At 64.1% G+C, this 26043-nt stretch carries 20 protein-coding genes and 1 pseudogene; 10 read left to right on the top strand and 11 right to left on the bottom strand.

The features are described 5' to 3' along the window. Window positions 1-68: 68 nt before the first annotated feature. Window positions 69-1211 (bottom strand): alpha/beta fold hydrolase, encoded by a 1143-nt coding sequence (locus tag LMTR13_RS02760; RefSeq protein ID WP_236843266.1) that lies wholly within the window; start codon window positions 1209-1211, stop codon window positions 69-71. A 316-nt stretch (window positions 1212-1527) separates the two neighbouring features. Between LMTR13_RS02760 and LMTR13_RS02755 the strand changes: the two are divergent. From LMTR13_RS02755 to LMTR13_RS02740, 4 genes and pseudogenes are all read left to right on the top strand, one after another. Continuing rightward, window positions 1528-1875, top strand: a pseudogene (locus LMTR13_RS02755) (nuclear transport factor 2 family protein); the annotation flags it as partial. Between the two features lie 408 nt (window positions 1876-2283). Beyond that, a complete protein-coding gene (locus LMTR13_RS02750; protein ID WP_065726570.1) occupies window positions 2284-3246 on the top strand; it encodes a VOC family protein in 963 nt (320 codons plus the stop codon). A 69-nt stretch (window positions 3247-3315) separates the two neighbouring features. After that, window positions 3316-4791: an amidase gene (locus tag LMTR13_RS02745; RefSeq protein WP_065726569.1), complete on the top strand. Its 1476-nt coding sequence runs from the start codon at window positions 3316-3318 to the stop codon at window positions 4789-4791. 197 nt (window positions 4792-4988) lie between these two features. Then, window positions 4989-6134 carry a DUF7986 domain-containing protein gene (locus LMTR13_RS02740; protein ID WP_065726568.1) on the top strand — a complete coding sequence of 382 codons (1146 nt, stop codon included), beginning with the start codon at window positions 4989-4991 and terminating at the stop codon, window positions 6132-6134. On the opposite strand, the gene LMTR13_RS40210 is transcribed toward LMTR13_RS02740, so the two are convergent. Next, window positions 6131-6535 (bottom strand): hypothetical protein, encoded by a 405-nt coding sequence (locus LMTR13_RS40210; protein WP_156795399.1) that lies wholly within the window; start codon window positions 6533-6535, stop codon window positions 6131-6133. The two genes, LMTR13_RS02740 and LMTR13_RS40210, sit on opposite strands and share 4 nt — an antisense overlap. Before the next feature lie 306 nt (window positions 6536-6841). On the opposite strand from LMTR13_RS40210, the gene LMTR13_RS02725 reads away from it, so the two are divergent. Beyond that, the gene (locus LMTR13_RS02725; protein WP_083218643.1) at window positions 6842-8527 is read left to right on the top strand and encodes a winged helix-turn-helix domain-containing protein; all 1686 of its coding nucleotides are present in this window, start codon (window positions 6842-6844) and stop codon (window positions 8525-8527) included. Between the two features lie 50 nt (window positions 8528-8577). Here LMTR13_RS02725 and LMTR13_RS02720 read toward each other — a convergent pair whose 3' ends face one another. The 8 genes from LMTR13_RS02720 to LMTR13_RS02685 form a co-directional block, all read right to left on the bottom strand. Further along, the gene (locus LMTR13_RS02720; RefSeq protein ID WP_197520985.1) at window positions 8578-10107 is read right to left on the bottom strand and encodes an ABC transporter substrate-binding protein; all 1530 of its coding nucleotides are present in this window, start codon (window positions 10105-10107) and stop codon (window positions 8578-8580) included. A 44-nt stretch (window positions 10108-10151) separates the two neighbouring features. Further along, window positions 10152-11102, bottom strand: a complete 951-nt coding sequence (locus tag LMTR13_RS02715; protein WP_065726564.1) for an ABC transporter ATP-binding protein — start codon at window positions 11100-11102, stop codon at window positions 10152-10154. Further along, the gene (locus tag LMTR13_RS02710; protein ID WP_065726563.1) at window positions 11099-12079 is read right to left on the bottom strand and encodes an ABC transporter ATP-binding protein; all 981 of its coding nucleotides are present in this window, start codon (window positions 12077-12079) and stop codon (window positions 11099-11101) included. Before LMTR13_RS02710 ends, LMTR13_RS02715 begins: the two co-directional genes overlap by 4 nt. Then, the gene (locus tag LMTR13_RS02705) at window positions 12076-12957 is read right to left on the bottom strand and encodes an ABC transporter permease (protein ID WP_065726562.1); all 882 of its coding nucleotides are present in this window, start codon (window positions 12955-12957) and stop codon (window positions 12076-12078) included. The genes LMTR13_RS02710 and LMTR13_RS02705 overlap by 4 nt, the downstream gene beginning before the upstream one ends. Next, a complete protein-coding gene (locus tag LMTR13_RS02700) occupies window positions 12954-13871 on the bottom strand; it encodes an ABC transporter permease (protein ID WP_065726561.1) in 918 nt (305 codons plus the stop codon). The genes LMTR13_RS02705 and LMTR13_RS02700 overlap by 4 nt, the downstream gene beginning before the upstream one ends. A 507-nt stretch (window positions 13872-14378) precedes the next feature. Further along, window positions 14379-15467, bottom strand: coding sequence for a sensor histidine kinase (locus LMTR13_RS02695; protein WP_065726560.1), 1089 nt, complete (start codon window positions 15465-15467; stop codon window positions 14379-14381). 251 nt (window positions 15468-15718) lie between these two features. Then, window positions 15719-15907: a hypothetical protein gene (locus LMTR13_RS02690; protein ID WP_065726559.1), complete on the bottom strand. Its 189-nt coding sequence runs from the start codon at window positions 15905-15907 to the stop codon at window positions 15719-15721. Window positions 15908-16063: 156 nt separating this feature from the next. Next, entirely contained in the window at window positions 16064-19309 is a 3246-nt protein-coding gene (locus tag LMTR13_RS02685) for an ATP-binding protein (protein WP_065726558.1), read from the bottom strand. Window positions 19310-19604: 295 nt separating this feature from the next. Here LMTR13_RS02685 and LMTR13_RS02680 point away from each other — a divergent pair, with 295 nt between their 5' ends. Both LMTR13_RS02680 and LMTR13_RS02675 read left to right on the top strand, forming a co-directional pair. Continuing rightward, complete coding sequence (locus tag LMTR13_RS02680; RefSeq protein ID WP_065726557.1) at window positions 19605-20288, top strand: PEPxxWA-CTERM sorting domain-containing protein; 684 nt, start codon at window positions 19605-19607, stop codon at window positions 20286-20288. A gap of 79 nt (window positions 20289-20367) precedes the next feature. After that, on the top strand, window positions 20368-21084 hold the full coding sequence (locus tag LMTR13_RS02675) for a PEPxxWA-CTERM sorting domain-containing protein (RefSeq protein WP_156795397.1): 717 nt from the start codon (window positions 20368-20370) through the stop codon (window positions 21082-21084). 16 nt (window positions 21085-21100) lie between these two features. Here LMTR13_RS02675 and LMTR13_RS02670 read toward each other — a convergent pair whose 3' ends face one another. Continuing rightward, entirely contained in the window at window positions 21101-22345 is a 1245-nt protein-coding gene (locus LMTR13_RS02670) for an NAD(P)/FAD-dependent oxidoreductase (protein WP_236843265.1), read from the bottom strand. Window positions 22346-22552: 207 nt separating this feature from the next. On the opposite strand from LMTR13_RS02670, the gene LMTR13_RS02665 reads away from it, so the two are divergent. The 3 genes from LMTR13_RS02665 to LMTR13_RS02655 all read left to right on the top strand — a co-directional run bounded on the left by LMTR13_RS02665 (window position 22553) and on the right by LMTR13_RS02655 (window position 26032). Beyond that, window positions 22553-22843, top strand: coding sequence for a hypothetical protein (locus LMTR13_RS02665; RefSeq protein WP_065726555.1), 291 nt, complete (start codon window positions 22553-22555; stop codon window positions 22841-22843). 130 nt (window positions 22844-22973) lie between these two features. Then, on the top strand, window positions 22974-24707 hold the full coding sequence (locus LMTR13_RS02660; protein ID WP_236843264.1) for a type I secretion system permease/ATPase: 1734 nt from the start codon (window positions 22974-22976) through the stop codon (window positions 24705-24707). Continuing rightward, a complete protein-coding gene (locus LMTR13_RS02655; protein ID WP_065726553.1) occupies window positions 24704-26032 on the top strand; it encodes an HlyD family type I secretion periplasmic adaptor subunit in 1329 nt (442 codons plus the stop codon). Before LMTR13_RS02660 ends, LMTR13_RS02655 begins: the two co-directional genes overlap by 4 nt. Window positions 26033-26043: the final 11 nt, after the last annotated feature.

The following is a 26043-nucleotide window of genomic DNA, read 5'->3' as shown; positions in this document are numbered from 1 at the left end:
CCAGCCAGCCGCGAACAGTCTTGCTGCCCCGGATTGCAGGCGCAATCCGGGGCATTTTCGTCCGCATCTCACGCGCTGATCCGTCCGCCTGTGAGATCGCCGATATCAGCCTGAAGCCATCGCGCGATCCGGCGCCAGGAATGGGTCAAGACCCTGCGCCCCATGAAAAGGCTGAGGTGATCGCATGATTCAGAGGCCCGCTCCAGCCACGCGGGCTGCGTTCCCAATAGCCGTGCCGTGGCGAACGCCTGATCGCGCGGGACGACGATGTCGTTCTCTCCCGCCAGCAGGAAGACCGGCATGCGCACCTCGGCGAGATCGATCCTGCGGCCGAGTGCGACGAAGCGCCCTCTAGCGATCTGGTTCTCGCGAAAGACCCGTTCGGTGACCTCGAGATAATAGGCCCCCGGCAGATCGAGCGGCGCGCGATCCCAGCGCTTGAAACGGTCCAGCAGCATGCGGGCCTCGTCCGATCCATCGCGAAGATTCCTTTGCAGCACGGCTTCCACGTCATGCTGACTGAACGGAATGTTCCAGAACCGCAGCATGTGCTCGCCGTTCACGATTCCCTCGCCCTGCTGCACCATCTGCTCGAACGCCGGCTGCGGCAGCGCAGCCACCATCTTCGAGAGTTCTGACGGCGTGGAAACGTCGACTGGGGCGCCGGCAAGCACCAGCCGCCGCACCTTGCCCGGAAAGCGAGCGGCATAGGCCAGCGATAGCCATCCGCCCTGGCACAGGCCGACAAGATCGACCGGCGCGCCGATTTCGTCGATCGCCACATTGAGCTCGGCCAGATAATTGTCGATCGACAGATGGCGCATTTCCGGCGTCGCCGAGCGCCAGTCCGTGAGATAGATGCGGGTCATGCCGTCTCGTTGCAACGCCCCGACCAGACTGTGGCCCGGTGCGAAGTCCGCAACCAGCGCGCCGTGCAGCGCATAGGGCGCGCAGACGAGCACCGGCTGCCCCGCATCCCCGCGCGAAAACGCGCGCAGCCGCATCGACGGAAGTTGCAGCGCCACCACGTTTGGCGTGGTCCAGGCGAGCGGTGCCTGCTCCGGCGCGGGGGAAGGCGCAGGTTTCTGATCGGCGAACCATTGCGCGTAGTTGTCGAGCGCCAATCGCGCAGCTTCCAGCGGCCACAGCCACACCTGCTGCGCCCAGTCGGCCCCCGCATCCTGTTTTGGCGTCCTGGCTTTCTCTGCCACACCCGTTCACCATCGATCGCCCCACTATGATGGGACGGTAAGGGCCAAGCTTTGACTCTGATCAAGGACCCAACGAGGTCGAGATCATGCTTTTACGCCAAATCCGGCGCCGGCCACAGCCCAATCGATCGAGATGCTGCCGCGGCCACACGACGCGGTGCTGCTGCGCCGTTCACTCGATGCCGCCCGCGTTCGGGCGAAGGGCGCATGGTTCCGCAGAAATCGAAATCCTTGACCTCCGAGGTAATCGATTGGCGCGCGGAATTTTTCGGTAGTCGGTCAGCCGGCCCATTCGGCCGAAACGAAGGAGAGCACGATGACCGACATCAACAAGATCGCCCGCAGCTACATCGATCTGTGGAACGAGCGGACGCCGAGCCGCCGTCGCGAAATTCTCAGCCAGAACTGGACCAGCGACGCCCGATATATCGACCCGCTGATGTCGGGCGACGGCCGTGACGGCGTGGACGCGCTGATCGCCGGCGTGCAGCAGCGCTTTCCGGATTTCAGGTTCAGGCTGATCGGCGAACCCAATGGTTTCGGTAACCACATCCGCTTCTCCTGGGGTCTCGGCCCCGACGGCGGCGACAGCCCGATCAAGGGCACGGATTTCGCAGTCCTCAGCGACGGCCGCATCCGCAGCGTCACCGGCTTCCTCGATCAGGGCCGGCGGAGGCATAGCCGACCGAGCGTCGTCTCACACAGCGTGCCACTTACGAAGCTGTCATCCCCGCGAAGGCGGGGATCCAGTACGCTGCGGCTTCTCGGTTCTATCACTGCTGTCTCTGGGATACTGGATCGTCCGCTGGAGCCTGTCATCGGGCGCGCATTCGCGCGACCCGTTGGCGGACGATGACACCTGAATGTAACGAAGCATTCTCGCGACGCATTGCGCCCGAGGTTTGCCCTGAACTTCCCGCCCGCTCCTTTGCCCGACCCTACGCTGAAAAATAGCTTGCTCGGAGCAAAACGTTCTGCTGCAACGATGGTCCGGCCGGCCCTGTTACAGCGTTGCCTGGCATAGAACCGGCGCGGGATTTGCTTCGCTGAGCCGATCGAAAACGGAGCTGTCATGAGCATCGACCTGACCCGCCGCACTCTCCTTCACCTCGCCGGCGCCTCATCGTTGAGCGCGGCGGCCACGGCGGCAGCGCTGGCGGAAGGAACGGCCGCTGCCGAGCCGACCTTCGCCAGCCGGACGCCGATGCAGATCGGCATGGTGACGTTGCGCGTGCGTAACCTCGATCTCGTCACCGACTACTATCGCGATGCGATCGGGCTCACCGTCATGCAGCGCACGGCTACAGGCGCCCGTCTCGGCGCGGGCGGCGTGCCGCTGCTCGATCTCAGCCTGCGCGCGGGCGCTGCCACCGAGACGCGGAATGCCGCGGGCCTCTATCACACCGCCTTCCTGATGCCGACCCGCAAGGATCTCGCGCGCTGGCTGGTGCACGCCGCGACGAACAAGGTGCCGCTCTCCGGATTTGCCGATCACCTCGTCAGCGAATCCGTCTATCTCGACGATCCCGAAGGCAACGGTATCGAGGTCTACGCCGACCGCGCACCCGAAAGCTGGAAATGGGATGGCGGCACGGTCGCAATGGCGACCGACCCGCTCGATATCGACGGCCTGCTGACGCTGACGAATCCGCGCATCTCCAACTTTGCCGGGGCGCCCGACGGCCTCCGCATCGGCCACATGCACCTGCGCGTCGGCGACCTCGAACAGGCCGGCCGATTCTATGGCGGCGCCATCGGCTTCGATCCGACCCGCAAGCGGACCGGCGCCGCGTTCCTGTCCTCTGGGCGCTATCATCATCACCTCGGCATCAATGTCTGGCAGAGCGCCGGCGCCGGCCGGCGGGATGATGCGGCCACGGGACTTGCATGGTTTTCGCTCGAGGTCGCGTCGGAGGAGATCCTGCAGGCTCAGGAGCAGCGCCTGCGGCAGGCGGGCGCACCGGCGGCGGCGATCGCGAACGGCGTTGAGACCGCCGACCCTTGGGGGACAAAAGTGCGTCTGATCAAGGTTTGACGGGGCGACAACGAATGAACGACAGCGTCCCGTGCGCCGGGGTCAAAGCTGTGCCAAGAGGATAGTCGAATGACATTGCCGATGAGCTGGGACGAATGGGCCGCACACGACGGCGTCGCGCTGGCCGCGCGTGTCGCGAAGGGCGAGCTGACGGCCGCCGAACTCGCGACGCAGGCCGCCGCCGCCATCGCCAAGGTCGACCCCCCGCTTTCGGCCGTCGTCGAAGTGTTCGAGGATGCGGTCGCCGATCCCGCCACCGATGGGACCAATCTCGACGGCCCGTTTGCCGGACTTCCCTTCCTGATGAAGGACCTCGGTCCGACGCTCAAGGGCCGGCTGCAGGAGATGGGCTCGCTGTTCATGCGCGGCAATCGCGCCACCGCCGACACGTTCCTTACCAGGAAGATGCGCGGGGCCGGGCTCAATTTGATCGGACGTACGACCACGCCGGAATTCGGCGTTTGCAGCTCTGCCGACAATCCCGCCGTCTACGTCACGCGCAATCCCTGGAATACCGACTACACCACCTGCGGATCGTCGGCCGGCAGCGCCGCGATGGTCGCCGCCGGCGCGGTGCCGATCGCGCATGCGACCGACGGCGGCGGATCGATCCGGATTCCCGCCGGCGTCAACGGCAATATCGGGCTGAAAGTCTCGCGCGGCGTGTTCTCGCTGTCGCCGCACCTCTCTGATTTGAGCGGGCTGGTCTCGATCCAAGGCTGCCAGTCGCGCTCGGTGCGCGACACCGCCGCCTTCGTCGATGCCTGCCGCGGTCCGGCGCCGGGCGAATTCATGCCGTTCTGGAGCCCGCCGGAGCCTTACACGCGGATGATCGCGCGCGATCCTGCGCGGCTGAAAATCGCGCTATCGTACCAGTGGGGTGATTATCGTGCGACGCCGCATATCGCGGCCGAGTTGCAGAAGGCCGGGCGCCTCCTCGAAGGTCTCGGCCATCACGTCGACTACGCCCTGCCCGATCTGGACTATGGCGAAGCCTTCGCGGCGCAGACCACCTGCTACATCAGCAATTTTGCCGTCGTGATCGGTAACATGCTCGCAGCGCGCGGGCTGGAGAAACCACCGGAAGATCTGATCGAGCCGATCAACATCCGGATCTGGGAGCATGGCCGCAACACGAGCTATGCCGACCGGGCACGAATGCAGGCGGTGTTCAACACCACATCGCGCGGCTTTGGCGCGTTCTTCGAAGACTGGGACATCATCCTCACGCCGATCACGGTGTTGCCGACGCCGAAGGTCGGCACCACGGAGTATCTGACGACCAGCGACAATCCAGACGTGCTCGACTGGTTCGGCAATCTCTGGCGCAATTTTGCCTTCACCCCGCTCGCCAATCTCTGCGGCATCCCCGCGATCTCGCTGCCGCTAGCCACCCATGAGCACGGCCTGCCGCTCGGCATCCAGGCCATCGCCAAGCAGGCCAATGACGGCTTATTGTTGCAACTGGCGGCGCAGATCGAGCGCGCGATCGAGGGCAAGTGGAACGCCGGGCAAAGGCCCGGAGTTCATGTGACGAAGGATTGACAGCATCAATCAAGCAATGAAAATTTTAGATGCGATCTGATTGAGCGCGCGAGGGGGAAGCGTTTCGCCGGAGCAAGCAGGAGAGCATCGATGCTGATCGACTGGAATGAGCTGCAACATACGGTCGAGTTCGTCAGCATGGGAAAAGAGGCCTCGAGCCGGACGAGATCGTCTCGATCCTCGGCGAAGATTATTTCATGCACACAGTCTGGGCCTGCGCGTTTGAGGACATGCTGACGCGGGAGTTCGACGACGGCAGCAACATCGTCGAAGACTATCTGAAGCGCCGGGGCTGGAAGGAAACCGCATCCGTTCGCGCCTATATCACCGCATTGCGAGGTTCGGCGATGAGCCTCTATGAAGTGAGCGACGTCGTCCTCGACAAATCGTTCCGTGCGCGCGACCTCGTGCGCGGCGGTGAGCCGGTCCTGATCAGCGAGCGGTTGGCAACCCGTTTCCTCAAACAATGGGACCGCTTCGCCGGGCGTGTCTTGCAGGTGCGGCAACAGACGCAGATCAGCGGAGCCGTGCTGCCGTACGAGCATCAGGCGTCGGAAGACCTCCTCGACGGCTTTCGCAGACTGGCGAAGCTCACCAAAAAGGATAAGCAGGCGCTTGCCAGGACGATCGGAGAGGAATTCGACGCCGCCGCGATCGCCAGCCTTTCCGAAACCGAAAAGCTGCGTGCGGTCAGCCCGACCTTCACGACCGTCTGGCTCCTTGACACGATCGATCGGGCTGCGCGGAACCTTCCCGAGTTGCGGAATTTCGATGGTGATGAACTTCTGATGTGCACGGTTCGCTATCCGCTCGCCGAGGGCACGATGGAAGACGACGTCCGCAGGGTGCTGGATTCGTGTGCCGACCTGCGGCCGATCAATGCGACGCAATGGAATTGGATTGGCGGGAAAAAGCGCGCCAGGTCGTCGGCCGCCCGGGCGCGATCGTCCAAACCTCTTACCGTCGAGACGGCAACCATCGACCAAATGCTCGTATCGGATGACGATGAAGATGACGATGAACTTCAAGAACTCGGTATCTCGGAGGAGGAGCACCGCGCCATCATCCACGAGACCATGGACCGGCACTATCGCGAGACGCTCGATGAGCCCGTCCCGGCGCTCGGCAACAAGTCGCCGCGCGCGGCGGTCAAGACCAAAAGCGGACGGGCCAAAGTCGTCGACTGGCTCAAGATGATGGAAAACCGCACCGCCAAGGCCGGCGAATCCAATCCTGCGATGGCGGGCTACAGCTTCGACTGGATGTGGGCGGAATTGGGCGTCGCCCAGTTGAGACGGGAGGCGCGTCGCCCGCTGGCGCGACATTTCGGCTGCACTAGCTAGAGTCTTCGTGAGGTCGAGATCCCCGCGACTTCGCTTCCCTTACCCAGGAGAGCGTCGCAGGCTTCCTTCAGGCGCTTCAGGTTCGCCACATTGGCCGCACGTCTTTCCTCCAGACGATTCAGATGGGACAGTTCGGCCTTGACCTGGGCGAGGTTCAGGACGTCGTCCATGCCGTTCGATCCTTGCGCTGCGGGCTGATCGGCTTCTTCAAAGGCCTTGTCGTGGGCGGAGCCAACTGATTTCAGCATGAAGATGCTGGTCCGTTTGTGAAGCTCACCACACATGGCGCACGACGCCTTTGCCGACGTAACTGCGGGTAACATTGGAGAACTGGCCTTCGAAGGCAGCGCCAACCGCAAAAGCGTTGCGCCATTCAATTCGGCAACCGGGGTTGAAGTCATGCGCCAACGCGGCGCTTCCGCTCAACCTGCAGCCGACGCCGCGCAATCCAACATGACAATAACGTGCACCGACCATTGTCCGCTCGCCCACCGACGTCCGCGCGCCTGCCCGGGGCATCGCGGTCCCCATTCGGCACGACTCCCCAAATCAACCTCGCCCATCCTTGTCATTTCGGCCGGTGAACGTCCTGAAACTGCTGTTGAGACATTCTGAAATTTTTCTGATATTCGGCGTTTGGTGCTCCAAACCACATTTTCCGGGGCGATCCGGCATTAAATGGGGACCGTGGCGGGTCGGAGGGGATAGTGCTGCGCTTTTCTGGTTTCGAGCTCGATTCCGAGCGCGCCGAGCTGCGCCGCCCCGATGGCGGCACGATCAAGCTCCGGCCCAAAGCCCTGGAGATGCTGCGGCTGTTCGCCACCAATGCAGGGCGCGTGCTGAGCAAGCAGCAATTGATGGAGGCGGTCTGGCCGAACGTCCATGTCGGCGAGGACAGCCTGTTTCAGTGCATCCGCGACGTCCGAGCCGCGCTCGGCGACGAGAAGCGCCAGATGGTCCGGGTGATCTCCGGCCGCGGCTACCTGTTCGAGGCCGAAGTTACCGGGGCCGACGAGACCGGGATGGCCACCCCCGAGACGGCCGCCGCCAGCGAGCCCACGCCGACCGCACCAGACGCGAACGCGGCGACCAAGGCGAACGGCGAAACGACGAACCGCTTTCTCGACCTCAGCCGGCGTCGCGGCGCGGCCTTCGCGTCCATCGCTGGGCTTGCCATTCTGTGCACCGCGATCGCCGTGTGGCTGTTGCGCCCGGGTCTCATCTTTGCGCGCGGGCCCGCGACGATCGCCGTGACGCAAATCGCGGATGCGAGCAACGATCCGCTGGTTGCCCAGATGGCGGCGAACGTCGGCGGCCGTCTGACAGACGGGCTGGCGAAGATCGAAAACATCCGCGTGCTGGCTCCGGACGCGGCCGCATCGAAAGCCGACTTCGTCGTGAGGGGCGAACTGCAGAGGAGCGAGCACGCCTGGACGATACGGGCGCGCATGACCGCTACCGATACCGGCGAGGTCAAGTGGACCGCCTCGCATTCCGTCGGCATTACAGAAGATATCGACGTGCAGCTCCAGCAGTCCCGGCTCGCAGCGGGCATAGGTCACGCACTGGCGCTGCGCCTCAACGAACTCCTCAACGCCGACCCGCGATCGGCGGCGAAGAGCAGGGTCGTGATCGAACAGGCCACCGCCCACATCAATCAGACCTCGCCGGAGCGTTTCAAGGCCGCGCAGGCGATGCTGGAACATGCGCTCACCGAGGACCCCGACAGTACAGACGTTCAGATCGCGCTCGCCGCACTGCTGATGCGCGGTGTGCAGATGGTGTGGGTGAGCGGAGCCGAGCGCGAGGCCGCGGAGACCAAGGTTGAGGCGATGTTGCAGCATACGCTGCGCGCAAAGCCCAATCATATCCCGGCGAATGAAGCGTATTGCCGCTTCCTCAACGCCACCAACCAGTTCCGCTCAAACCTGGTCGCGTGCGCGCGGGCGCTGAGCTTCGATCCCTGGAACGGAATCGCACTGTACCATATCGGCCTTGCACAAATACAAACCGGACGCTTCGAGGATGCGCTGGCGACGTTCAAGCAGGCGGATCGCTTCGACACCCCGCAGGTCTCGCGCTGGACCTGGATGATCGGTGCGGGCTGGGCCAATCTCCTGATGGGCCGCGCCGAAGACGCCGTGCCGTGGCTGCAGAAGTCGATCGCGATCACATCCGCCAGCGGACGCACGCATATGCTGCTGGCGGCCGCCTACCAGCAGTTGGGCAAGGCCGAGGAAGCCAAAGCTGCGATGCAAAAGGGAATGGAATTGCGGCCCGGCTCGACCTACCGCAACGTCCCGCCGCCCAGGAAGAATTCCAGCCCGGTCTATATCGAGGCGGCCGAACGGATCATGCAGTTGATGGCAGCGGCCGGTTTGCCGGAGGGGTGAACCCGGCCGCGCGGGTGAACGCGGCCGGATTGGAGTTCAGCTTTGGCGCCTTATTTCCACTTCGCCAGATAGAAGCGCGGCAGTTCGTCCGGGTACGGCGTGAAGTCGAGCTGCTTGGAGTGGCCGTAGGTCGTCACATAGGTATGCAGCGGCGCCCAGTAGGCCTGCTCGGTGATCTTCTTGATCGCCGCCGAATAGGCCTCCTTGCGCACTTCCGGGTTGATGGATGAGCCGCCCTTCACCAGCCATTTCTGCACCTCGGAATCACGGGAGTAGTCGTCGGCGCCGCCGTCGAAATAGTTCGGCAGAATGGCCGAGACGTCGTTGATCGAATAGCTGCCCCAGCTTCCGAGATACATCCGCAACTCGCCGGCCTTGGCGCGCTGGATCAGGGCCGCCACCTGGAGCTGATTGAGCTTGGCGCGGATGCCGACCGCATGCAGGTAGTTCTGGACGGATGATCCCCACTGCGGCAGCACATAGCTGGCGAGCTCCACATCGAACCCGTCGGGATAGCCGGCCTCGGCGAGAAGCTGCTTGGCTTTTGCCGGATTGTAGTCATAAGCCACCGCGGCTTCGGCATCGCAGCCGAACTGCGAGGGGAAGCATGGCGCAGCCGGAACGCGGCTGCCGCCGGTGACGAGCTTGTCGGCGATCGCCTTGCGGTCGATCGCGTGCCAGATCGCCTGACGCACCTTATGCTTGGTCAGGGGGTTGTCGGCGCCGGTGCGGCCGGCGGCATCCATCGAGAGAAAGCCGACCCGCATCGACTCTTTCCGCACCGCCTGCAGATGCGGCATCCGGTTCACGGGCTCGAGCTGGTCGGGGTTCATGTTCCAGATCCAGTCGGCGCGGCCGGCGAGCAACTCGGTCATCTCGGTGCCGGCATCCGGAACGAAGCGCACGCTCATCTTCTTGATCGCCGGCTTGCCCTTCGGGCTGCCGGCCCAATAATCTTCGAACCGCTCGAAGTCGATGGAGACGCCGGGCTCGACTTTGGTGATCTTGTAGGGGCCCGCGCCGACCGGGGCCTTGGCGTAGCCCTCCGCGCCGACCTTCTCGCGATAGGCCTTGGGATAGATCGGCAGCACCAGCGCGAAATATTCCAGCGCCGCGGGATTCGGCCGCTTCAGCTTGACGCGCACCGACAGATCGCCGGTCTTCTCGGCCTTGTCGATCCAGTTGTAGTTCGACGGCGTCGAAACGCGGCTCGCGGGATCGGCGACGAGGTTGACGGTGTAGACCACGTCATCGGCCGTGAACGCGCTGCCGTCGTGGAATTTGACGCCGGGCCGCAGCGTGAACTCGATGGTGGTCGGATCCGGCAGCTTCCATTCGGTGGCCAGCAGCGGCTCCAGCTTGAAGGTGTCCGGATTGCGGTAGACCAGCGCGTCCCAGCCCTGGTGATGCATCACCACGCCGGTGCGCAAATTGTTGTAGAAGGGATCGATGTTGGGCAGCGCGTCGCGCATCACGATCCGCAGCGTGTCGGCGGATTTCTGCGCGGAAGCGGGCAACGCACCGGCTCCCGATAGAACCACGGCCAGAATGGCCGCGCCGAGCTTGTTTTGCATACGCATATTGCCCTCCATCATTCGCGTTTACAGACGGCGTGAAGCACGCCCTATGCCAGATGACACTCTACCATTCCCTGGGGTGCGCGGACCATGGGCTTTGGCGGCTCATGGCGGCAGCGCTCGACCGCAATGCGGCAGCGCGGGTTGAACCGGCAGCCCGGCGGAATATTGGACGGATCCGGCATGGCGTCACCGAGACCGATATCCGGCACGCCCTTGCCCGGCTCCGGCGTCAGCACGCTTTCCAGCAGCGCCTTGGTGTAGGGGTGGCGGGGACTGCGAAACAGCGCGTCGGTTTCGTTGCGCTCGACGAACCGGCCGAGATACATCACCGCGACCTCGCTGGCGACATGTTCGACGACGGCAAGATTGTGGCTGATGAAGAGATAGGTCAGCCCGAGATCGCGGCGCAGCTCGGCCAGCAGATTGAGGATTTGCGCCTGCACCGAGACGTCGAGCGCGCTGGTCGGCTCGTCGCAGATCACGATCCGCGGCTCGAGCACCAATGCACGGGCAATCGCCGCGCGCTGGCGTTGCCCGCCGGAGAGTTGCGCCGGCATGCGCTCGCCCATCGCGGCCGACAGCCCGACGCGTTCGAGAATGCCGCCGACCCGGCGCTCGACCTCCGCGCGCGAGAATGTGCCCTGGGCCGTAAGCGGCAGCGCGACGATATCCTTGATGCGGCGGCGCGGGTTGAGCGAGGCGAACGGATCCTGGAACACCGGCTGGATCAGCCGGGCGCGCGCCTTGCGATCGAGGTCGAACAGGCGTTTGCCATCGACCAGCACGCTTCCCCCCGTCGGCTTGAGCAGCCCGAGGATCAGGCGCGCGAGCGTGGATTTGCCGCATCCGGACTCGCCGACGATGCCGAGCACGCTGCCGGCCGGCACGCTGAAAGTGACATCGTCGACCGCGACCACGCGCTTTTCCGCCGACATCAGCCCGGTGTGGACGCGGAATTCGCACCGCAGGTTCTCGACTTCGATCGCGGCGGTCATGCGGGTTGCAGCTCCGCCCAGTCCGGCTCCAGCCGGCAAAGATAATCGTGCGCATCGCCTGCCTGACGCCGCGGTATCGCGCGCGTGCACGTTTCGTCGGCGTGGGCGCAGCGCGAGCGAAAGGCGCAGCCGGCAAAGCCGGGCCCGATCGCCGGCACGACGCCGGGGATCGAGCCGAGCGGCCGGTCGCGCTGCACGCGGCCGGGCACCGGCACGCAGGACAGAAGACCGCGGGTGTAGGGATGCTGCGGCGCGCGGAACAGTTCGGCGGTCGGCGCGCGCTCGACCACCTCGCCGGCATACATCACCGACACGTGGTCGGCGACGCGCGCGACGATGCCGAGGTCATGGGTGATCAGCAGGATCGAGAGGCCGAGCTCGCGCTTGAGGCCGGCGAGCAGCCGCAGGATCTGCGCCTGCACGGTGACGTCGAGCGCGGTGGTCGGCTCGTCGGCGATCAACAGCTCTGGATCGCACATCAGCGCCATCGCGATCATGACGCGCTGGCGCAGGCCGCCGGAGAGCTGGTGCGGGAACTGGCCGAGCCGCATGCCCGGCGCAGTGATGCCGACGCGGCCCATCAGTTCGGCGGCGCGGTCGAGTGCCGCCGCGCGCGAGCCGCCCTTGTGGCGTGTCATCACCTCCGCCATCTGCGAACCGATCGTAAACGCCGGATTGAGGCTGGTCATCGGCTCCTGAAATATCATCGCCATGCGATTGCCGCGCAGCCGCGCCATCTCGCGGTCCGACAGCGACGTGAGGTCAATGCCGGCAAAACTCATCCGCTTCGCCGAGCGGTGACCGCCGCGCGCGAGCAGGCTCATCACCGCCAGCGCGGTAACCGACTTGCCGCAGCCGGATTCGCCGACCAGGCAATGGGTCTCGCCCTTCTCGACCCGGAACGAGGCGCCGCGCACCGCCGCGGTGCGGCCGCCGAAACTCACCTGAAGCTCCTCGACGTCCAAAAGCGCGTTCATCGCAACCGCTCCGCGCCGAGCAAATTGCGCAGCCCGTCGCCGACCAGGTTGATGCCAAGCACCAGAACCGCCAAGGCGACGCCGGGAATCATGATCACCCAGGGCGAAAAGAACATGTAGTCCTTGCCCTCGGCGATCATCAGCCCCCATGACGGCAGCGGCGGCGGCACACCGAGCCCCAGGAACGACAGGGCGGCCTCGAGAAGGATGGCCAGCGCCATCTCCAGCGTTGCCACGACGGCAAGATGGCTCGCGATGTTCGGCAAAATCTCCTTGATCAGGATGTGCTGCATCGAGGCGCCGGCGCACCAGGCAGCGCTGACGTAGTCGTGGTTGCGGACCTGCATGGTGGTCGCGCGCGCGACGACTGCGAAGCGGTCCCATAACAGAAGTCCGAGGGTCGCAACGACGAGCCCGAGGCCCGATCCCATCAGCCCGACCACTGCAAGCGCGACCAGCACGACGGGGATCGACAATCGCGTCGTGATGGCGAACAGCACGAAATCGTCGACGCGGCCGCCGAAGAATCCGCCGAGCACGCCGAGCGTGATGCCGATCAATCCCGATGTGATCACCGTCATGATGCCGATCAGGAGCGAAATGCGCGCGCCATAGACCAGCCGCGCGAGATAATCCCGGCCGAGCTGGTCGGTGCCGAGCAGGTGGCCCGGCTGGGTGCCCTCCATCCAGAACGGCGGCTTGAGACGGTTGCCGAGATCCTGGGTGAACGGATCCTGCGGCACCAGCGCGTTGCCGACCAGCGCTGCCGCGACGACGATCGCGACGATGGCAATTCCGATCGCGAAACCGGCGGTGCCGATGCGCGAGCTACCCGTGCCCGAAGGCTGGGGCGCCTGAATGGCAATCGGTTCGCTCATCCGGTCCTCAGCCTCGGATCGAGCAGCGCATTGAGGATATCGGCCAGGAGCGTGAGGCCGATATAGAACACGGCCAGCACCAGCACCACCGCCTGCACCACGGGGAAATCGTTCTTGGCGATGCTCTCCCAACCGAGATAGCCGACGCCATGCAGGGCGAACACGGTTTCGATCACGATCGAACCGCCCAGCATGAAGCCGAGCTGGACCGCGGCGATCGACACGACCGGTATGGCGGCGTTACGCAGCGCGTGCTTGAAGATGATGCGCGCCCGCGACAGGCCCTTGGCGCGGGCGGTGCGGATATAGTCCGAGGCCATCGCCTCGATCATGCCGGAGCGCGTCAGCCGCGTCAGCGCCGGGATCGCGGTGAAGGCAAGTACGATGCCGGGCATCACGAAATGCTGCCAGGTGCCGGTGCCTGATATCGGCAGGATGCCGAGCTGCAGGCCGAGCACGATCATCAGGATCAGCGCCAGCCAGAAGCTCGGCACCGCCTGCCCGACCATCGTGAACAGGGTGACGCCGCGGTCGATCCAGGTGTTCTCGCGCAGCGCCGCCAGGATGCCGAGCGGAAGCGAGATAATCAAGGCGAGGCTCAGGCCGACCAGGCCGAGCGTCAGCGTGATCGGCAGGCGCTTCTGGATCAGGTTCGCCACGCTGTCCTTGAAGAAATAGCTCTGGCCGAAGTCGCCGACCATGGCGCGGCCGGTCCAGGCGAAAAACTGGACATAGAGCGGGCGGTCGAGGCCGTAGGCCTTGCGTATGATTTCGACATCGGCCTGCGTCGCCTGCGGACCCGCGATCGACACCGCAAGATCGCCCGACAGCCGTGTCAGCAGGAACGCGAGCGTCATGACGGTCAGTGCGACCAGCACACCGAGAGCAAGACGCCGGGCAATCAGACGCAACATATATCAGGACTCCACGGCCGGGCCGGAAGGCGCATTCTCGGATCGGCCGCCATACAACAAAGCGAACGTAACGGTGTCATCAAACAGTTGTCCCTTGCAAGAGCGGCAGCGATATTTCGTGCAGGGTGTGCACGCCTTGCAATGTTGGCCTCACCTAAGATCGATTCGAGCCGCGCGGAGCCGCGGCTGTTGCAGCTTTCCGATCGAGGCGTTGAGGAACGTGCATTGCGCCCGTACACGCCATGGAAGCGAATGCAATGTGCGTGCCATTGCAGGAGCTCTGACGCCCGATCACGGCAACGCCCTCGCGTCTCAAAAAATCAAACGAATTCAACGGCTTTGGGGCGTGACGACCCTCCCGGAGCAAAAGAAACACGGAGATCGGCGCCGGGCTATCAATGGCTCATCTGCTGCTGCGCTTGCTTGAGCAACCGGATCACCTCCCGCGTCAGTTGTCCGGACGAAATCGGCGTAGCGAAGCGGCCTCCAGGCCGGCATGGGAGGTGGCTAACGTGCAGGGCCCTTGCACAATCCGATGCTCACGCGCATTCCCTTGCCGGGGGCGCTGTCGACATCGAAATCCGCCTTGGCGTTCTCCGTCAATGTACTGAGCATGAGTGCTGAAAGCTTCCCGGGCACAGGCCACATGGCGCCATCGGCAAGTCCGTTCCCGTCGTCTGCCACCACCACCCGATAGTAGTCGTTATGCTCCTGCAGGCATCTGACCGTCAATGTGCCGGATTCACGGCCATCGAAGGCGTACTTGAATGCATTCGTCAGCAGTTCGTTGACGAGAAGCCCCACGGGCATCGCCACGTTGATTGAAATCGGAGCTTGGTCGGCCTTGAGGTCCAGCCTAACGCCGTCAAGACCGTGAATACGCGTCACCGCGGACGCAATCTGCGTAAGATACTGTCCGAGATCGATGGTTTGACCAAGACCGTCGCCGGAAAGTTCTCGGTAGAGAATGGCCAATGATTCGATGCGTCCAGCCAGACGGTCCAACGCCGCCCGGTCAGCGCTGTCTTGATTGCGAATATCAAGGCGAATGAGGGCGGCGATCAGTTGCAGATTGTTCTTTACCCGATGCTGCAATTCCTTCAGCAGAAGATCCTTATCGCGCAATTGCCGCTCAAACTCGTCACGTTGGGATTTTGCGCGCTCGGTAATGTCAATCAGCGCGACAATGCGATAGTCCTCCGTTCCGTCCTCGTTTTGGATCACGCCAGCAAATGCATCCACCAATAAGTGCTTCGGCTGCTCGCGTTGAAATGTCCCGATGAAGTCATCGCTGTTGAGTAGCGATCTGGTGAAGGTGACATCAGGCTGTCCTTCGAGCGTGAACGACTCCAGGACCGACCAACCTCTTCCTTGGATCTCCGAGGCGGTTTGTCCCGTCAGCGCCTCGTAGGACTTGTTCGCAAAAATGATGCGCTGGTCTCCACCGATTATTTTGGAGATCACGACCGCGATCGGTAAGCGATCGAGGAAGAGCCTGAATTCGTGGGAGTTGATCGCTTCTGTGATATCGAGCGCATCGAACAGATCATTGACCTGCTGCGAGGCAGACGCGGAACCCTGTGCTGGGTCACCCATTTTACCTGTCCTGATTGCCGGCCGGGATTCGCTCCTGTCCCGCTATCCATGTAGGACGTACGTGGAGAATAATAAGGCTCTGGCGCATTCACGCCAGTCCAAATCCCGTGCGGCAGCACCCGACCGCACCTTGGGGCCAGGGAAAAGTCTTGGAAAGGTCGTGGGCTGAAGCTGCTTCGGACCGGCATTTGTCACCGACATCGAGGTAGTTCCTGCCCACGCAACTCAAGCGCTGGACTTCGCGGCAATCTCTACCGATGGCGCGCCGCCGCGGCGCCGAGCGGCAAAACCGCGAGCGGTGAGGGCTTAGCCGGTGTTTGCTCCTGTGCCGGAAGACGCAGCAGAGCTGCCGATTCCCTCGCACCGTAGACAAGCATCGTCGCCGAGCCGATGAGCACCATCAGGGCTGAGACGATAACAGCGAGGAAGATCCGTTCCATGAACGGTCAATGAACGACAGCGACGTCCGTTCCATCATACTTGGGTATAGCAGCCAAGCGAGGTCTTCTTGCGCCGGCCGGTAGATAGGGACTCTTCAAGCAAGGCCTTCAGTCGTCCCCAATTTTCCGGCGTCCGGGCCGAATATTCCAGCGGGATCAACGCTGCTCGAATTGGATCGAATGGATGCGACGCGCTTCGGCAATCCGTCGTGGCGCGCCTGCCCTTCGGAAGCCGATGAGCGCCGCGGCAAGATAGCCGCGCGCGGCCTTTCTCTCGGATTTATGCGCGAACAGCGCAGCGAGATCAGCCCGGGTTCTGGCAGCCTCGAAAGCCGCCCCGCATTGTTCGAATGCCGAGAGCGCTCGCAAAAGCCGGCTCTCGGCTTCGTCAAAATCGTTCCGGGCGGTGTCGATGCGCCCGAGCGCTCGCAGCGCCAGACCGGAACTGAAGGTGAAGCCGTCGGACTGGTCGAGCTCCAGCGCCCGCGATGCCGTCTCCCTGGCGTGGGCGAGATCCCCGGCCAGAAGCTGGGCCTCGCTCAGGAAAGCAAGGCAACGCATTTCACCGCTGCGCACCGGGCTCTTGCGGAGCTGCACGACAACCTCACTCAGGATTGTAATCGCGGTCTTCGTGTCGCCCTGATCGACATAGGCAAGGCCCATAGAACCCAAAACGAGGTTTGAGACCATCGCATCGCGCGAAAGCTCGAGGCTCTGTTGCGCTGCTTCGATGGCGGCCTCATGGTCGCCGCGCAGGGCCAGCGCCCATGCGATGACGGAGCCGGCCAGCGCCACGATCCGCGGCCAGCCGATGGCGCGGCCGATGACCTGTTCCTGCCTGGCTGCGTCGAGCGCGGCCTTTAGGTCGCCCGCGACCACGCTGTTGAGTGCGAGGTCATGATAGACCAGCCCAAGCCACTGCCGTTCGCGTGTCGCTTCGAGCAGCGAAATCGCCCTTCTGGCATGGGCGATGCCCTGCTGCGGATGGCCGGTTTCGTAGGCGATGAGCGACAAAGCGTGCAGCGCCTTGCCGATCGCGTCGGCGTTTCCCGCGCGCTCGCCTTCGCTGAGTGCCCGCTCGCCCGCGGCCTTTCCCTCCACATAGCGGCCCAGATAGAAGCAGGTCAGCCCGACGCGGAAATGATATTCGGACGTCAGAAGCGGATCGACCACCCGCCCGACATGCTCCGCATGGGTTTGTAGAATTTCCCAGATCTCGCGCTGGCGGCCGAGCATGGAGAGCACGAAGGTCTGGCGCAGGGCCAGATCGAGTTTTTGGTGGTCACGCTCCGATACCGGCAGCAATTCGGCCACATCAGCCGCCTGCTGAAACGCCCGCAGAGCATCATCGAGGGCGTAGCGCCTTCCCGCCAGATCGGCGAACTGGATCAGGCTCGGGATGGCGCGACGCGCATCGCCGGCCTGCACGTAGTGGTGGCCGAGCTGATCGGCGATCTCCTCGCTGTCGCCGCGATGCAGCTCCTCGATGGCTTCGCCAACGGCCGAGTGAAGCAACCGGCGCTGCTGGGGCATCAACCGCTCATAGGCGACGCGGCGGATCCAGTCGTGACAGAAATCGACCCGCTCGCCCTCGGTGGTCAGGATGTGGCGCCGCACCAGTTGCTCGACGGCGATCGCCGCGTCCACTTCAGCGATCTTTCCGGCGCGCGCCAACAGCGAGAATGTGAAGTCCCGGCCGATGGCTGCCGCCACCGGCACCAGGCGCCTCGGCAGTTCGGGCAGGCGTTCCAGCCGGGCCGTCACGAATTCCCGTATCAGGCTCGACTCGCCTTGCCGTATGGCCGGGCGCGCGTAATCCAGCGACCGCACGGATTCGACGATGATGAACGGATTGCCTTCGCTCGCCGCCCAGATGTCCCGGGCGGCATTTGCGGATTGCGGTCCGCGGCGTCCGGCCGGCAGCAGCGCCTGGATTAATGTCGCAGCATCTCCTTCCGAAAGCGCGCCCAGCGGAATTTCGTCGAGCCGGTTGTCGCCCCGAAGCTCCTTGAGCGATTGTGCCAGCACCGGCGCATCGGCGAGCTCTTCCGGCCGCATACTGCCCACGACGAGGATCGGCAGGTGATGGATGCGCCGGCCGAAGAATGCGAGGAAACGCGCGCTCAGGCCGTCGCACCAGTGCAGATCTTCAAGAACGAATATGGTCGGCTGCCCTGAAGCCAGCTCCACGAGGAGTTGGGCGAGCGCGTCGAACAGCAAGGAATATTGTTCGGGCGCGGTGACCGGCTGGCTTTCGGGCTGGCGCAGCTCGGGAAAGACGCGGACGAGCTGCGCGTTGGCCGCCGCGCCGAGGCGGTCGCGGACGGCGGCGTCCAGCACGGTGCCGCTTTCGCGCAGGGCATCGATCCAGGCATGCAGCGGGAGGATCTGTTCCGTCTCGTGGCAGCGCCCGATCAGGACGCGGACGCCTGACGGAACGTTGCCAATGAATTCGCGCAGCAGCCGGCTCTTGCCGATACCGGCTTCGCCGCGCAAGAGCACCACGCGCCCGCCAGTGTCGAACATATTGGTCAAGGCGTCGTTGAGATGGCGGAGTTCGAATTCGCGGCCGACCATCTGGACTTCATCGGCTCGCGCATTGACCGCTCGCGGCGCGGGCGAGGCAGATCGCCGCTGACGGTCGGAACCAGGCCCGGCGCTGCGCAGAATATCGCGGTAGACCTGCTGGGTCTCTTCCTCCGGCTCGACACCGAGTTCGCGTTCGAACCAGTCGACGCATTGTTGATATTGCTTCAGCGCCGCCGCACGTTGCCCCTGCCCCAGCAACAGCCGCATCAGGGCCCGCTGTATCCGCTCCTGCGACGGATCGATCGCGAGCAGACGGCGCGCCGTTTGAATGGCGGCCTCGGGCGTCTTGGACGCCTGCCGGTCAACCAGCTTGGCCAGCGCCTCGACCGCCAGGACGTTGAGGCGGCCGCGCTCAAAACTGCGCCATTCGTCAAATTCCGGCTCGTTCAGGCTTAGCCCCGCCAGAAACTCGCCTTTGCACAATTCCGCAACCTGCTCCAACGCTGTCGTCGTGCCGTCGGCAAGCGCGGTTTCGAGAAGGGCAACGTCGACCACCACGGCCTCGGCATCGAGCGCAATCGCGCCGTTCCGCGTCAGCAACAGGGGGCGCTCCCCGTCGAGTAGCCGGCGAATGCTGACCAGCGCCTGGCGAAAACTCTGCCGCGCCAGGGTTTCCGAAGTATCGCCCCAAAACATTGCGGTGAGCTTCTCGCGCGCATGAAAGCGCCCGGCCGGAACGGCCAGATAGGCAAGGAGGGCCTGGGATTTTTTGGTCGGCAGAGAGCGCAAACCATGGCCATTCAACTGGAGCGAACAGCCACCGAGAAGATCGATCTGGAGTTTGGTCCCGCTGCCGGGTCCGGACTGAGACATTGCCAATCGATTCTATTGCAAACGCGATTTCCGAAATGAATTTGCAGCGACGTAACGTTCTTGGTTTGATCCGACCACCTGCGATCTGCGGGCCGGGTCGCAGCTCCCGGTGGGATCGTAAATTTACCCTTAAGCCGGGGCCAGCGATTTTTCACATCCTTTTGACGCCCGCCTGCTGGACTCGCCCGATGAAGCGCCGTCGACCGGAAGTTCGAACCGGTGCTTCAGCCGGCGCAGGCGAAATTTTTGATGCTGCAATTTCCATAGCGCTGTCGTCGACAGGTAGGAGGTTTCCATGAATCGGTTCAGAAATTACAAAATTGCACTTTCGATCCTCGCGCTTGGCAGCGTGGCGGCGATCCCAACTCAGGTTTCGGCTGCTGCGATAACGGGCCTTTTCAATACCGGTGTTGATGCCAGCGGAAGTGCGCTGGGCTCTGACGGCCTAGCCGATCCCCATTATCTCATCACCAACAGCACGATCGGCGCGCCGATCAATTCGCCTGCCGTGACCTATACCCATCCTGCGTATGCCCTCAATGATGGAAATTCGCGCTGGGTTTCGAATAGCTTTAACGGCTCACCCGGATTTGGTACCGTGGATTTCACGCTCACATTCGATCTGACTGGGCTTAATGCTGCCACGGCTCAGATTTCCGGGTCGTGGGGAGCCGACAATTTCGGCACCATCTTCCTGAACGGCGTCAACACGGGGATTACGAACTTCACCTTCGGTTTTTTCCTCAGCCCGTTTGCGATCAATTCGGGGTTCGTAAGCGGGACCAACACCCTCACATTTCAAATACGGGATTTCGACGAACACCTGGCGTTCCGCGTGGACAATATTTCGGGAACGGCTGACGTGTTGACCGCAGCCGTCCCCGAACCCTCGACCTGGGCCATGATGCTGCTCGGCTTCGCCGGGGTCGGCTTCATCGCCTATCGCCGGAAGTCAAAGCCGGCATCGGTCGCTGCCTGATCACGCTTCGTCGGTTCGAAGCCACCTTCGGACCCGTGAACACCTCAGACGGCGATCGACATCGTCATTGGAAATCGACATGCGAAAATTTGCACTGATCGTTCTGTCTGGGCTGACTGTTTGCCTCGCGGGCATGGCTTCTGCGGGAGCCGCAATAGTCACCGTGACCTATAGCGGCACCGTTGCGAGCGGGAGCGATCCCGTCAACTTCTTTCGCGCCGGCGACAATTTCGTCGGCGCCGCCTATCAAGCCGTGTATGTGTTCGATACCAGCCTTGGTGAAACCTTCAACTCGCCGACCTCGAATTATCCGCTGGGAGGGAATTTCTTCGGCTCGCCGTCACCCGCGCTCAGCGCGACCCTCACGATCAACAATGTGAGCCTCACCTTTACACCCAATCAACACGGGTTCATTCGGGGTATCAGCGATACAGCCAGTCTGATCCAGCACGAGGCCAAGCACCTCTCTTCGGACGGACCGCTCAGCGGATACGTGAACCTGATCCATCGGCTATTTCGGTTCAACGACAATCTTTATCCGGCGTCCCTTACCGGGTCTTTCAGCCACACCGTCGATTTCAGGGACGACATTTTTGCCATTGTGGAAATAGAGTACCGCAATCCCGTCAACGGACTGTACAGCGCGTTCGTACACGCGAACTTCGCGCCGACGAGCGTCACCATCAGCAGCGGCGTGCCGGAACCTGCAACCTGGGCCTTGATGATCACAGGCTTTGCTGCCGTCGGCTTCATCGCGTACCGCCGGAAGGCAAAGGCGGCGATGGCCGCGGCCTGATCAGCCTTCGATTACGTCAAATATAGCGCCCCGGTGCGAACGGCGTTGCATCGTAAGGCGCGGGCGCACCGCCGATCATGGCGGCGATGGCGGCGCCGGTCGCAGGCCCCGTCGTGAAGCCGATGTGCTGGTTGCCGAAAGCGAGCCAGAGGCCGGTATGCCGGGGCGCGGGTCCGATCATCGGCAGGCTGTCGGGCAGGGTCGGCCGCGAGCCGCGCCATGCTTCGCCGACGGCGTCGCCGAATTCGGCCACGCTGCGCGCGAGCGGAACGACCTGATCGAGTTGGGCGAAGGAAGACGGCGCATCGCGGTCGGTCAGTTCGACGCCCGAGGTGACGCGGATGCCCTGCTCCATCGGGGTCATGATGAAACCGCCGTCGATGTCATAGATCGGACGCCGCAACGAACGCGCCGGGTTCGGCTTGAATTCGCGATGATAGCCGCGCTCATAGGCCAGCGGCACGCGATAGCCGAGCGGCCGCAACAGATCCGCAGACCACGGTCCAAGCGCGACCACCACATGTCGCGCCGAGATCTCGCCATCGGCCAGCACCACGCGCCAGCCATGGCCGCCGGGCTCGATCGCCTTGACGTCAGCCTGCCTGATATGGCCGCCGGCGTTCGCGAACATCCGCGCATAGGCCTTGACCACTTCGCGCGGCGAGTCGACCGACGCGGTCTGCGTGTGCAGCAGCCCAACTTTGTAGACGGGCACGATGTCCGGCTCGAGCGCGGAGATCGCCTGGCGGTCGAGCCATTCGCTGGCGATGCCGTATTCGGCCAGCATGGCCTGCTCCTGCTTCGCCGCAAGAACCGCATCGCTTCGCCACGCCCTGAGCCAGCCGGTCTCGCGAATGCGATGTCCCGCTCCCGCTTGCACGATCCATTCCCGATGCAATTTGGCCGACGCACCGATCAGCCCGTGCAGCGCGGTCGCGCGCGGACCAAGCCGCGCGGCTGCCGAATCGGCCAGAAAGCGCGCGACCCAGCCCGCATTCTTCACCGCCCAAAGTGGATTCCAACGCAATGCGGCGTGACGGTTGGTCAGGTATTTCGGCAGCGACTTCCACAGCGATGGATTGTTGAGCGGCGTGATCGAGCCGCTGCTGATGATCCCGGCATTGCCGTATGAGGTTTCGCTGCCCGGCTCGCGCCGGTCGACGAGCATGACCGACATCCCGCGCTGCCGCGCGGCAAAGGCCGCCGATACGCCGACGATGCCCGCGCCGAGCACCACGACATCCGCTTTGTTTTCCGACATCGACTCCAGACACTTTCCCAAGGAGATCTCGCAAATGAGATTTCGCATCATCGTCGGCCCAGTGCCGGCCGGCAACAAGGGAAAGTTCCCCTCCCAACAAATCATCACCAAAACGCCGCATGTGAGTCCGCAACCTTTCTGACTCCCGTGGCTTCTTGCACCGCGACGTTCGTCGCATTCCAGCCAACCTTCATAGGAGTTGACTATATGGCTGCACTACTCGGAAACCTGCTTGGTACCGTCGATGGCCTGCTCGGAACCGCCACCGGTGTACTTGGCGGCGCAAGCGCCAGCGGTAGCGCTTCTGCCAGCGCCAGCGGCACGGCGGACCTGTCGAACGTGCTCGATCTCGGCGCAGTGATTGAGACGAACCCGAGCATCGACCTCTCGGCAGGGCTCGACGGTGTCGACGCCTCGGTTTCCGCACCGACCTTGATCGGCGCCAGCGCCGATGTCGGCCATCTCGATGTCGGCGGCCTGCTCCACGGCCTCACCTAACTCCAGTTGAGCTCGAACATTTCAAAAACCGCGCGGCGTGGGGAGCGCATCCCCACGCCACGTCTCCAATGCCTGCACTGCACGAGTGGATCGCGCAGCGCCATATCAACCCGCTTAAGGTGATTGCCGAATGCCTACGGGCATGCTGACCGCCCTCGACGACTCCGTCGCGCCGGCGCGACGGACCGATGACGTTCGCCAGGCGCTGGTCGCGCTATGGCCGCAATTCCTCTGGGCCGGGCTGTTCTCCAGCGCCATCAACCTGCTCTATCTGAGTTCGCCGCTCTACTTGATGCAGGTCTATAACCGCGTGCTGCTCAACGAGAACGTCTCCACGCTCGTCCTCCTCACCCTGATCCTGGCGATCGCGCTGCTCACCATGGCGGCGCTGGACGCGGTGCGCTCCTACATCCTGATTCGCTGCGGCATCCGCCTTGACATGGAATTGTCGGCGCGCGTGTTTGAGGCGCTGGTGGTGCGCTCGGCACAGCGCGGCGCATCGCGCGGCGCGCAGCAATTGCGCAATCTCGATCAGTTCCGCACTTTCGTGACCGGCCCGGGCATCTACTTCGCGTTCGACCTGCCGTGGATCCCGATCTATCTGATGCTGCTGTTCTTCATCCATCCGCTGCTCGGCATCGTCGCGACCATCGGCGCGGTTCTGCTGCTTGGCCTCGCCGGTCTCAACGAGTTGATGACCCGCGAGCCGATGAAGGAAGCGGAGGCCGCCGGCAACCAGTCCTATGTGTTCACCGAAAACATCCTGCGCCACGCCGACGTCATCCGGGCGATGGGCATGCAGCCGGCAGTGGAGCGCAACTGGCAGAGCCAGCGCTCGTCGATGCTGGTGCAGCAGGCGCAGGCCAGCGACAAGAACGCGGTGATGACCTCCTCGATCCGCTTCTTCCGTCTGCTGTTACAATCGCTGATGCTCGGCACCGGCGCCTGGCTCGCCATCGACCACGCGATCACGCCGGCGACCATCTTCGCCGCGAGCATCGTGATGGGCCGGGCGCTGGTCCCGGTGGAACAGGCGGTCGGCACCTGGAAGCAGTTCATCGGCGCGCGCGAGGCCTATGCGGAAGTGCGCGAACTGCTCGGCGAGATCGACCTGACGCCGCCGCACACCATCGTGCCGCGGGCGCGCAATACCATTGAGGTGCGCGAACTGCGCTGCCTGCTGCCGGCGCGCAAGGAGCCCGTCATCAAGGACCTGACGTTCGAGCTTGGCGGCGGCCAGGCGCTCGGCATCGTCGGCCCGAGCGGCTCCGGCAAGAGCACGCTGGCTCGCCTTCTGGTCGGCGCCATCGCGCCGGCCGATGGACGGTTGCGCTTCGGCGGGCTCGACTACAGCCACTGGGATCCGCTCGAGTTCGGCCGCCATGTCGGCTATTTGCCGCAGGATGTCGGCCTGTTCGCCGGCACCGTGCGCGAGAACATTGCCCGCTTCGGCGACGCTTCGACGGACGAGATCATAGACGCCGCCAAGCGCGCCGGCATTCACGAGATGGTGCTCGACCTGCCGAAGCAATACGACACGAGATTGGGTCCCGGCGGCGTCGGCCTGTCCGGCGGACAGCGCCAGCGTCTGGCACTGGCGCGAGCGCTGCTCGGCCGGCCGCCGTTGCTCGTGCTCGACGAACCCAATGCCAATCTCGATGCTCCCGGCGAAGAGGCGCTGAAGGTGGCGCTGCTGCAGGCCAAGAGCGAGGGTGCCACCATCATCGTGATCACCCACCGCACCACCATTCTCGACATCGTCGACGTCATGATGGTGCTGCGGGGCGGCATGCTCGATATGCTTGGTCCCCCGGGCGAGGTCTACCACGCCCTGCAGCAGGCCGCCGCGGGGCGCGCGTCATGACGGCGATCGGCGACGGCTTCAGCCCGATGCGCGACCGTGCGCGCTACGCACGCCCCTCGCGGCCGGCGCTACTCGGTGCCGGCGTGGTGGCAGCGTTCGTGGCCGTTATGACGATGTGGGGAACGCTGGCGCCGATCTCCGGCGCAGCCATCGCCAACGGCAACCTCCAGGTCGAGGGACGGCGGCAGAGCGTGCAGCACCCCTATGGCGGCGTCGTGCGCCAGCTCACCGTGCGCGACGGCGCGCGCGTCGAAAAAGGTCAGCTCCTGATCCGGCTCGACGACAGCGACCCGCGCGCCAAGCTCGACGTGCTCACGGCCGATCGCGACGCCGCGCTGGCCGCGCGCGCACGGCTGGTCGCCGAACGCGACCGAAATGATGCGCCGGAGTTCGACGAACATCTCCGCGCGCGCAGGGAACTATCCGCGGTGCGCCAGGCCATGGCCAACGAGACCGCAATGATGGCGGCGCGAAAGCACCAGTTCGCCGCCGAGACGGCGGTGCTGCGCGGCAAGATCAAGGAACTCGAAGCGCAGATCGCGGGCACGCAGGCGCAGCTTGCCGGCACCGAGAAGCAGCGGGAGCTGCTGACCGACGAGATGAACGGCGCGCAGCATCTGTTCGCACAGGGCTATACGCCGAAGACCCGCATCCTCGCCTTGCAGCGCGAGGACGCCCGGCTGCAGGCCGATATCGGCGCGCAGCAGGCCAGCATCGCCGGCATGCAGCAGCAGATCGCGCAGAACGATCTCGAGATCGCCAGGGTGGAACGTGCGCGCATGAGCGAGATCACCGACCAGTTGCGCGCGACCGAGAACAAGCTCGCCGAACTGGCGCCCAAGATCGACGCTGCCACGGACGTGTTGGTCCGCACGCGGATTACGGCACCGGCAACCGGCTCGGTGGTCGGCCTCGACGTCTTTACCGAGGGCGGCGTGATCCAGCCCGGCGCGCGGCTGATGGACATCGTGCCCACCGACAATCCGCTGATCGCCGCCGCCAAGCTGAAGCTCTCTGACATCAACGACGTCGCCGTCGGCCACCGCGCCGAGGTGCAGCTCACCGGCGTCAACTATATCGAGCGGCCCCGGCTCTACGGCACCGTGCACACGGTGTCCGCCGACCGCCTGACCGACGACAAGTCCGGACAAGGCTACTACGCCGTCGAGGTCGCGCTCGATCCGAACGACGTCAAGAAGGCGCGCATCGACCTGCAGGCCGGCATGCCCGCCGAGGTGATCGTGCCGACGCGTCCGCGCACGCTGTTCGAATATCTGCTCGGTCCGCTGCGCGACGAGATCACCCGCGCGTTCCGCGAACGCTGAGGAGGAGATGG

Source organism: Bradyrhizobium icense, assembly GCF_001693385.1.
Classification (GTDB): Bacteria; Pseudomonadota; Alphaproteobacteria; order Rhizobiales; family Xanthobacteraceae; genus Bradyrhizobium; species Bradyrhizobium icense.
The sequence above is the reverse complement of the archived record's forward strand: the minus strand, read 5'-3'. Positions and strand labels throughout refer to the sequence as shown.

What these genes read in the sequence shown, in the direction of transcription:
- LMTR13_RS02750 (WP_065726570.1), top strand. Translation starts at nt 2,284, where the DNA reads ATGAGCATCGACCTGACCCGCCGCACTCTCCTTCACCTCGCCGGCGCC.
- LMTR13_RS02745 (WP_065726569.1), top strand. Translation starts at nt 3,316, where the DNA reads ATGACATTGCCGATGAGCTGGGACGAATGGGCCGCACACGACGGCGTC.
- LMTR13_RS02740 (WP_065726568.1), top strand. Translation starts at nt 4,989, where the DNA reads ATGCACACAGTCTGGGCCTGCGCGTTTGAGGACATGCTGACGCGGGAG.
- LMTR13_RS40210 (WP_156795399.1), bottom strand. Translation starts at nt 6,535, where the DNA reads ATGACTTCAACCCCGGTTGCCGAATTGAATGGCGCAACGCTTTTGCGG.
- LMTR13_RS02720 (WP_197520985.1), bottom strand. Translation starts at nt 10,107, where the DNA reads ATGCGTATGCAAAACAAGCTCGGCGCGGCCATTCTGGCCGTGGTTCTA.
- LMTR13_RS02715 (WP_065726564.1), bottom strand. Translation starts at nt 11,102, where the DNA reads ATGACCGCCGCGATCGAAGTCGAGAACCTGCGGTGCGAATTCCGCGTC.
- LMTR13_RS02710 (WP_065726563.1), bottom strand. Translation starts at nt 12,079, where the DNA reads ATGAACGCGCTTTTGGACGTCGAGGAGCTTCAGGTGAGTTTCGGCGGC.
- LMTR13_RS02705 (WP_065726562.1), bottom strand. Translation starts at nt 12,957, where the DNA reads ATGAGCGAACCGATTGCCATTCAGGCGCCCCAGCCTTCGGGCACGGGT.
- LMTR13_RS02700 (WP_065726561.1), bottom strand. Translation starts at nt 13,871, where the DNA reads ATGTTGCGTCTGATTGCCCGGCGTCTTGCTCTCGGTGTGCTGGTCGCA.
- LMTR13_RS02695 (WP_065726560.1), bottom strand. Translation starts at nt 15,467, where the DNA reads ATGGGTGACCCAGCACAGGGTTCCGCGTCTGCCTCGCAGCAGGTCAAT.
- LMTR13_RS02690 (WP_065726559.1), bottom strand. Translation starts at nt 15,907, where the DNA reads ATGGAACGGATCTTCCTCGCTGTTATCGTCTCAGCCCTGATGGTGCTC.
- LMTR13_RS02685 (WP_065726558.1), bottom strand. Translation starts at nt 19,309, where the DNA reads ATGTCTCAGTCCGGACCCGGCAGCGGGACCAAACTCCAGATCGATCTT.
- LMTR13_RS02680 (WP_065726557.1), top strand. Translation starts at nt 19,605, where the DNA reads ATGAATCGGTTCAGAAATTACAAAATTGCACTTTCGATCCTCGCGCTT.
- LMTR13_RS02675 (WP_156795397.1), top strand. Translation starts at nt 20,368, where the DNA reads ATGCGAAAATTTGCACTGATCGTTCTGTCTGGGCTGACTGTTTGCCTC.
- LMTR13_RS02670 (WP_236843265.1), bottom strand. Translation starts at nt 22,345, where the DNA reads ATGTCGGAAAACAAAGCGGATGTCGTGGTGCTCGGCGCGGGCATCGTC.
- LMTR13_RS02665 (WP_065726555.1), top strand. Translation starts at nt 22,553, where the DNA reads ATGGCTGCACTACTCGGAAACCTGCTTGGTACCGTCGATGGCCTGCTC.
- LMTR13_RS02660 (WP_236843264.1), top strand. Translation starts at nt 22,974, where the DNA reads ATGCCTACGGGCATGCTGACCGCCCTCGACGACTCCGTCGCGCCGGCG.
- LMTR13_RS02655 (WP_065726553.1), top strand. Translation starts at nt 24,704, where the DNA reads ATGACGGCGATCGGCGACGGCTTCAGCCCGATGCGCGACCGTGCGCGC.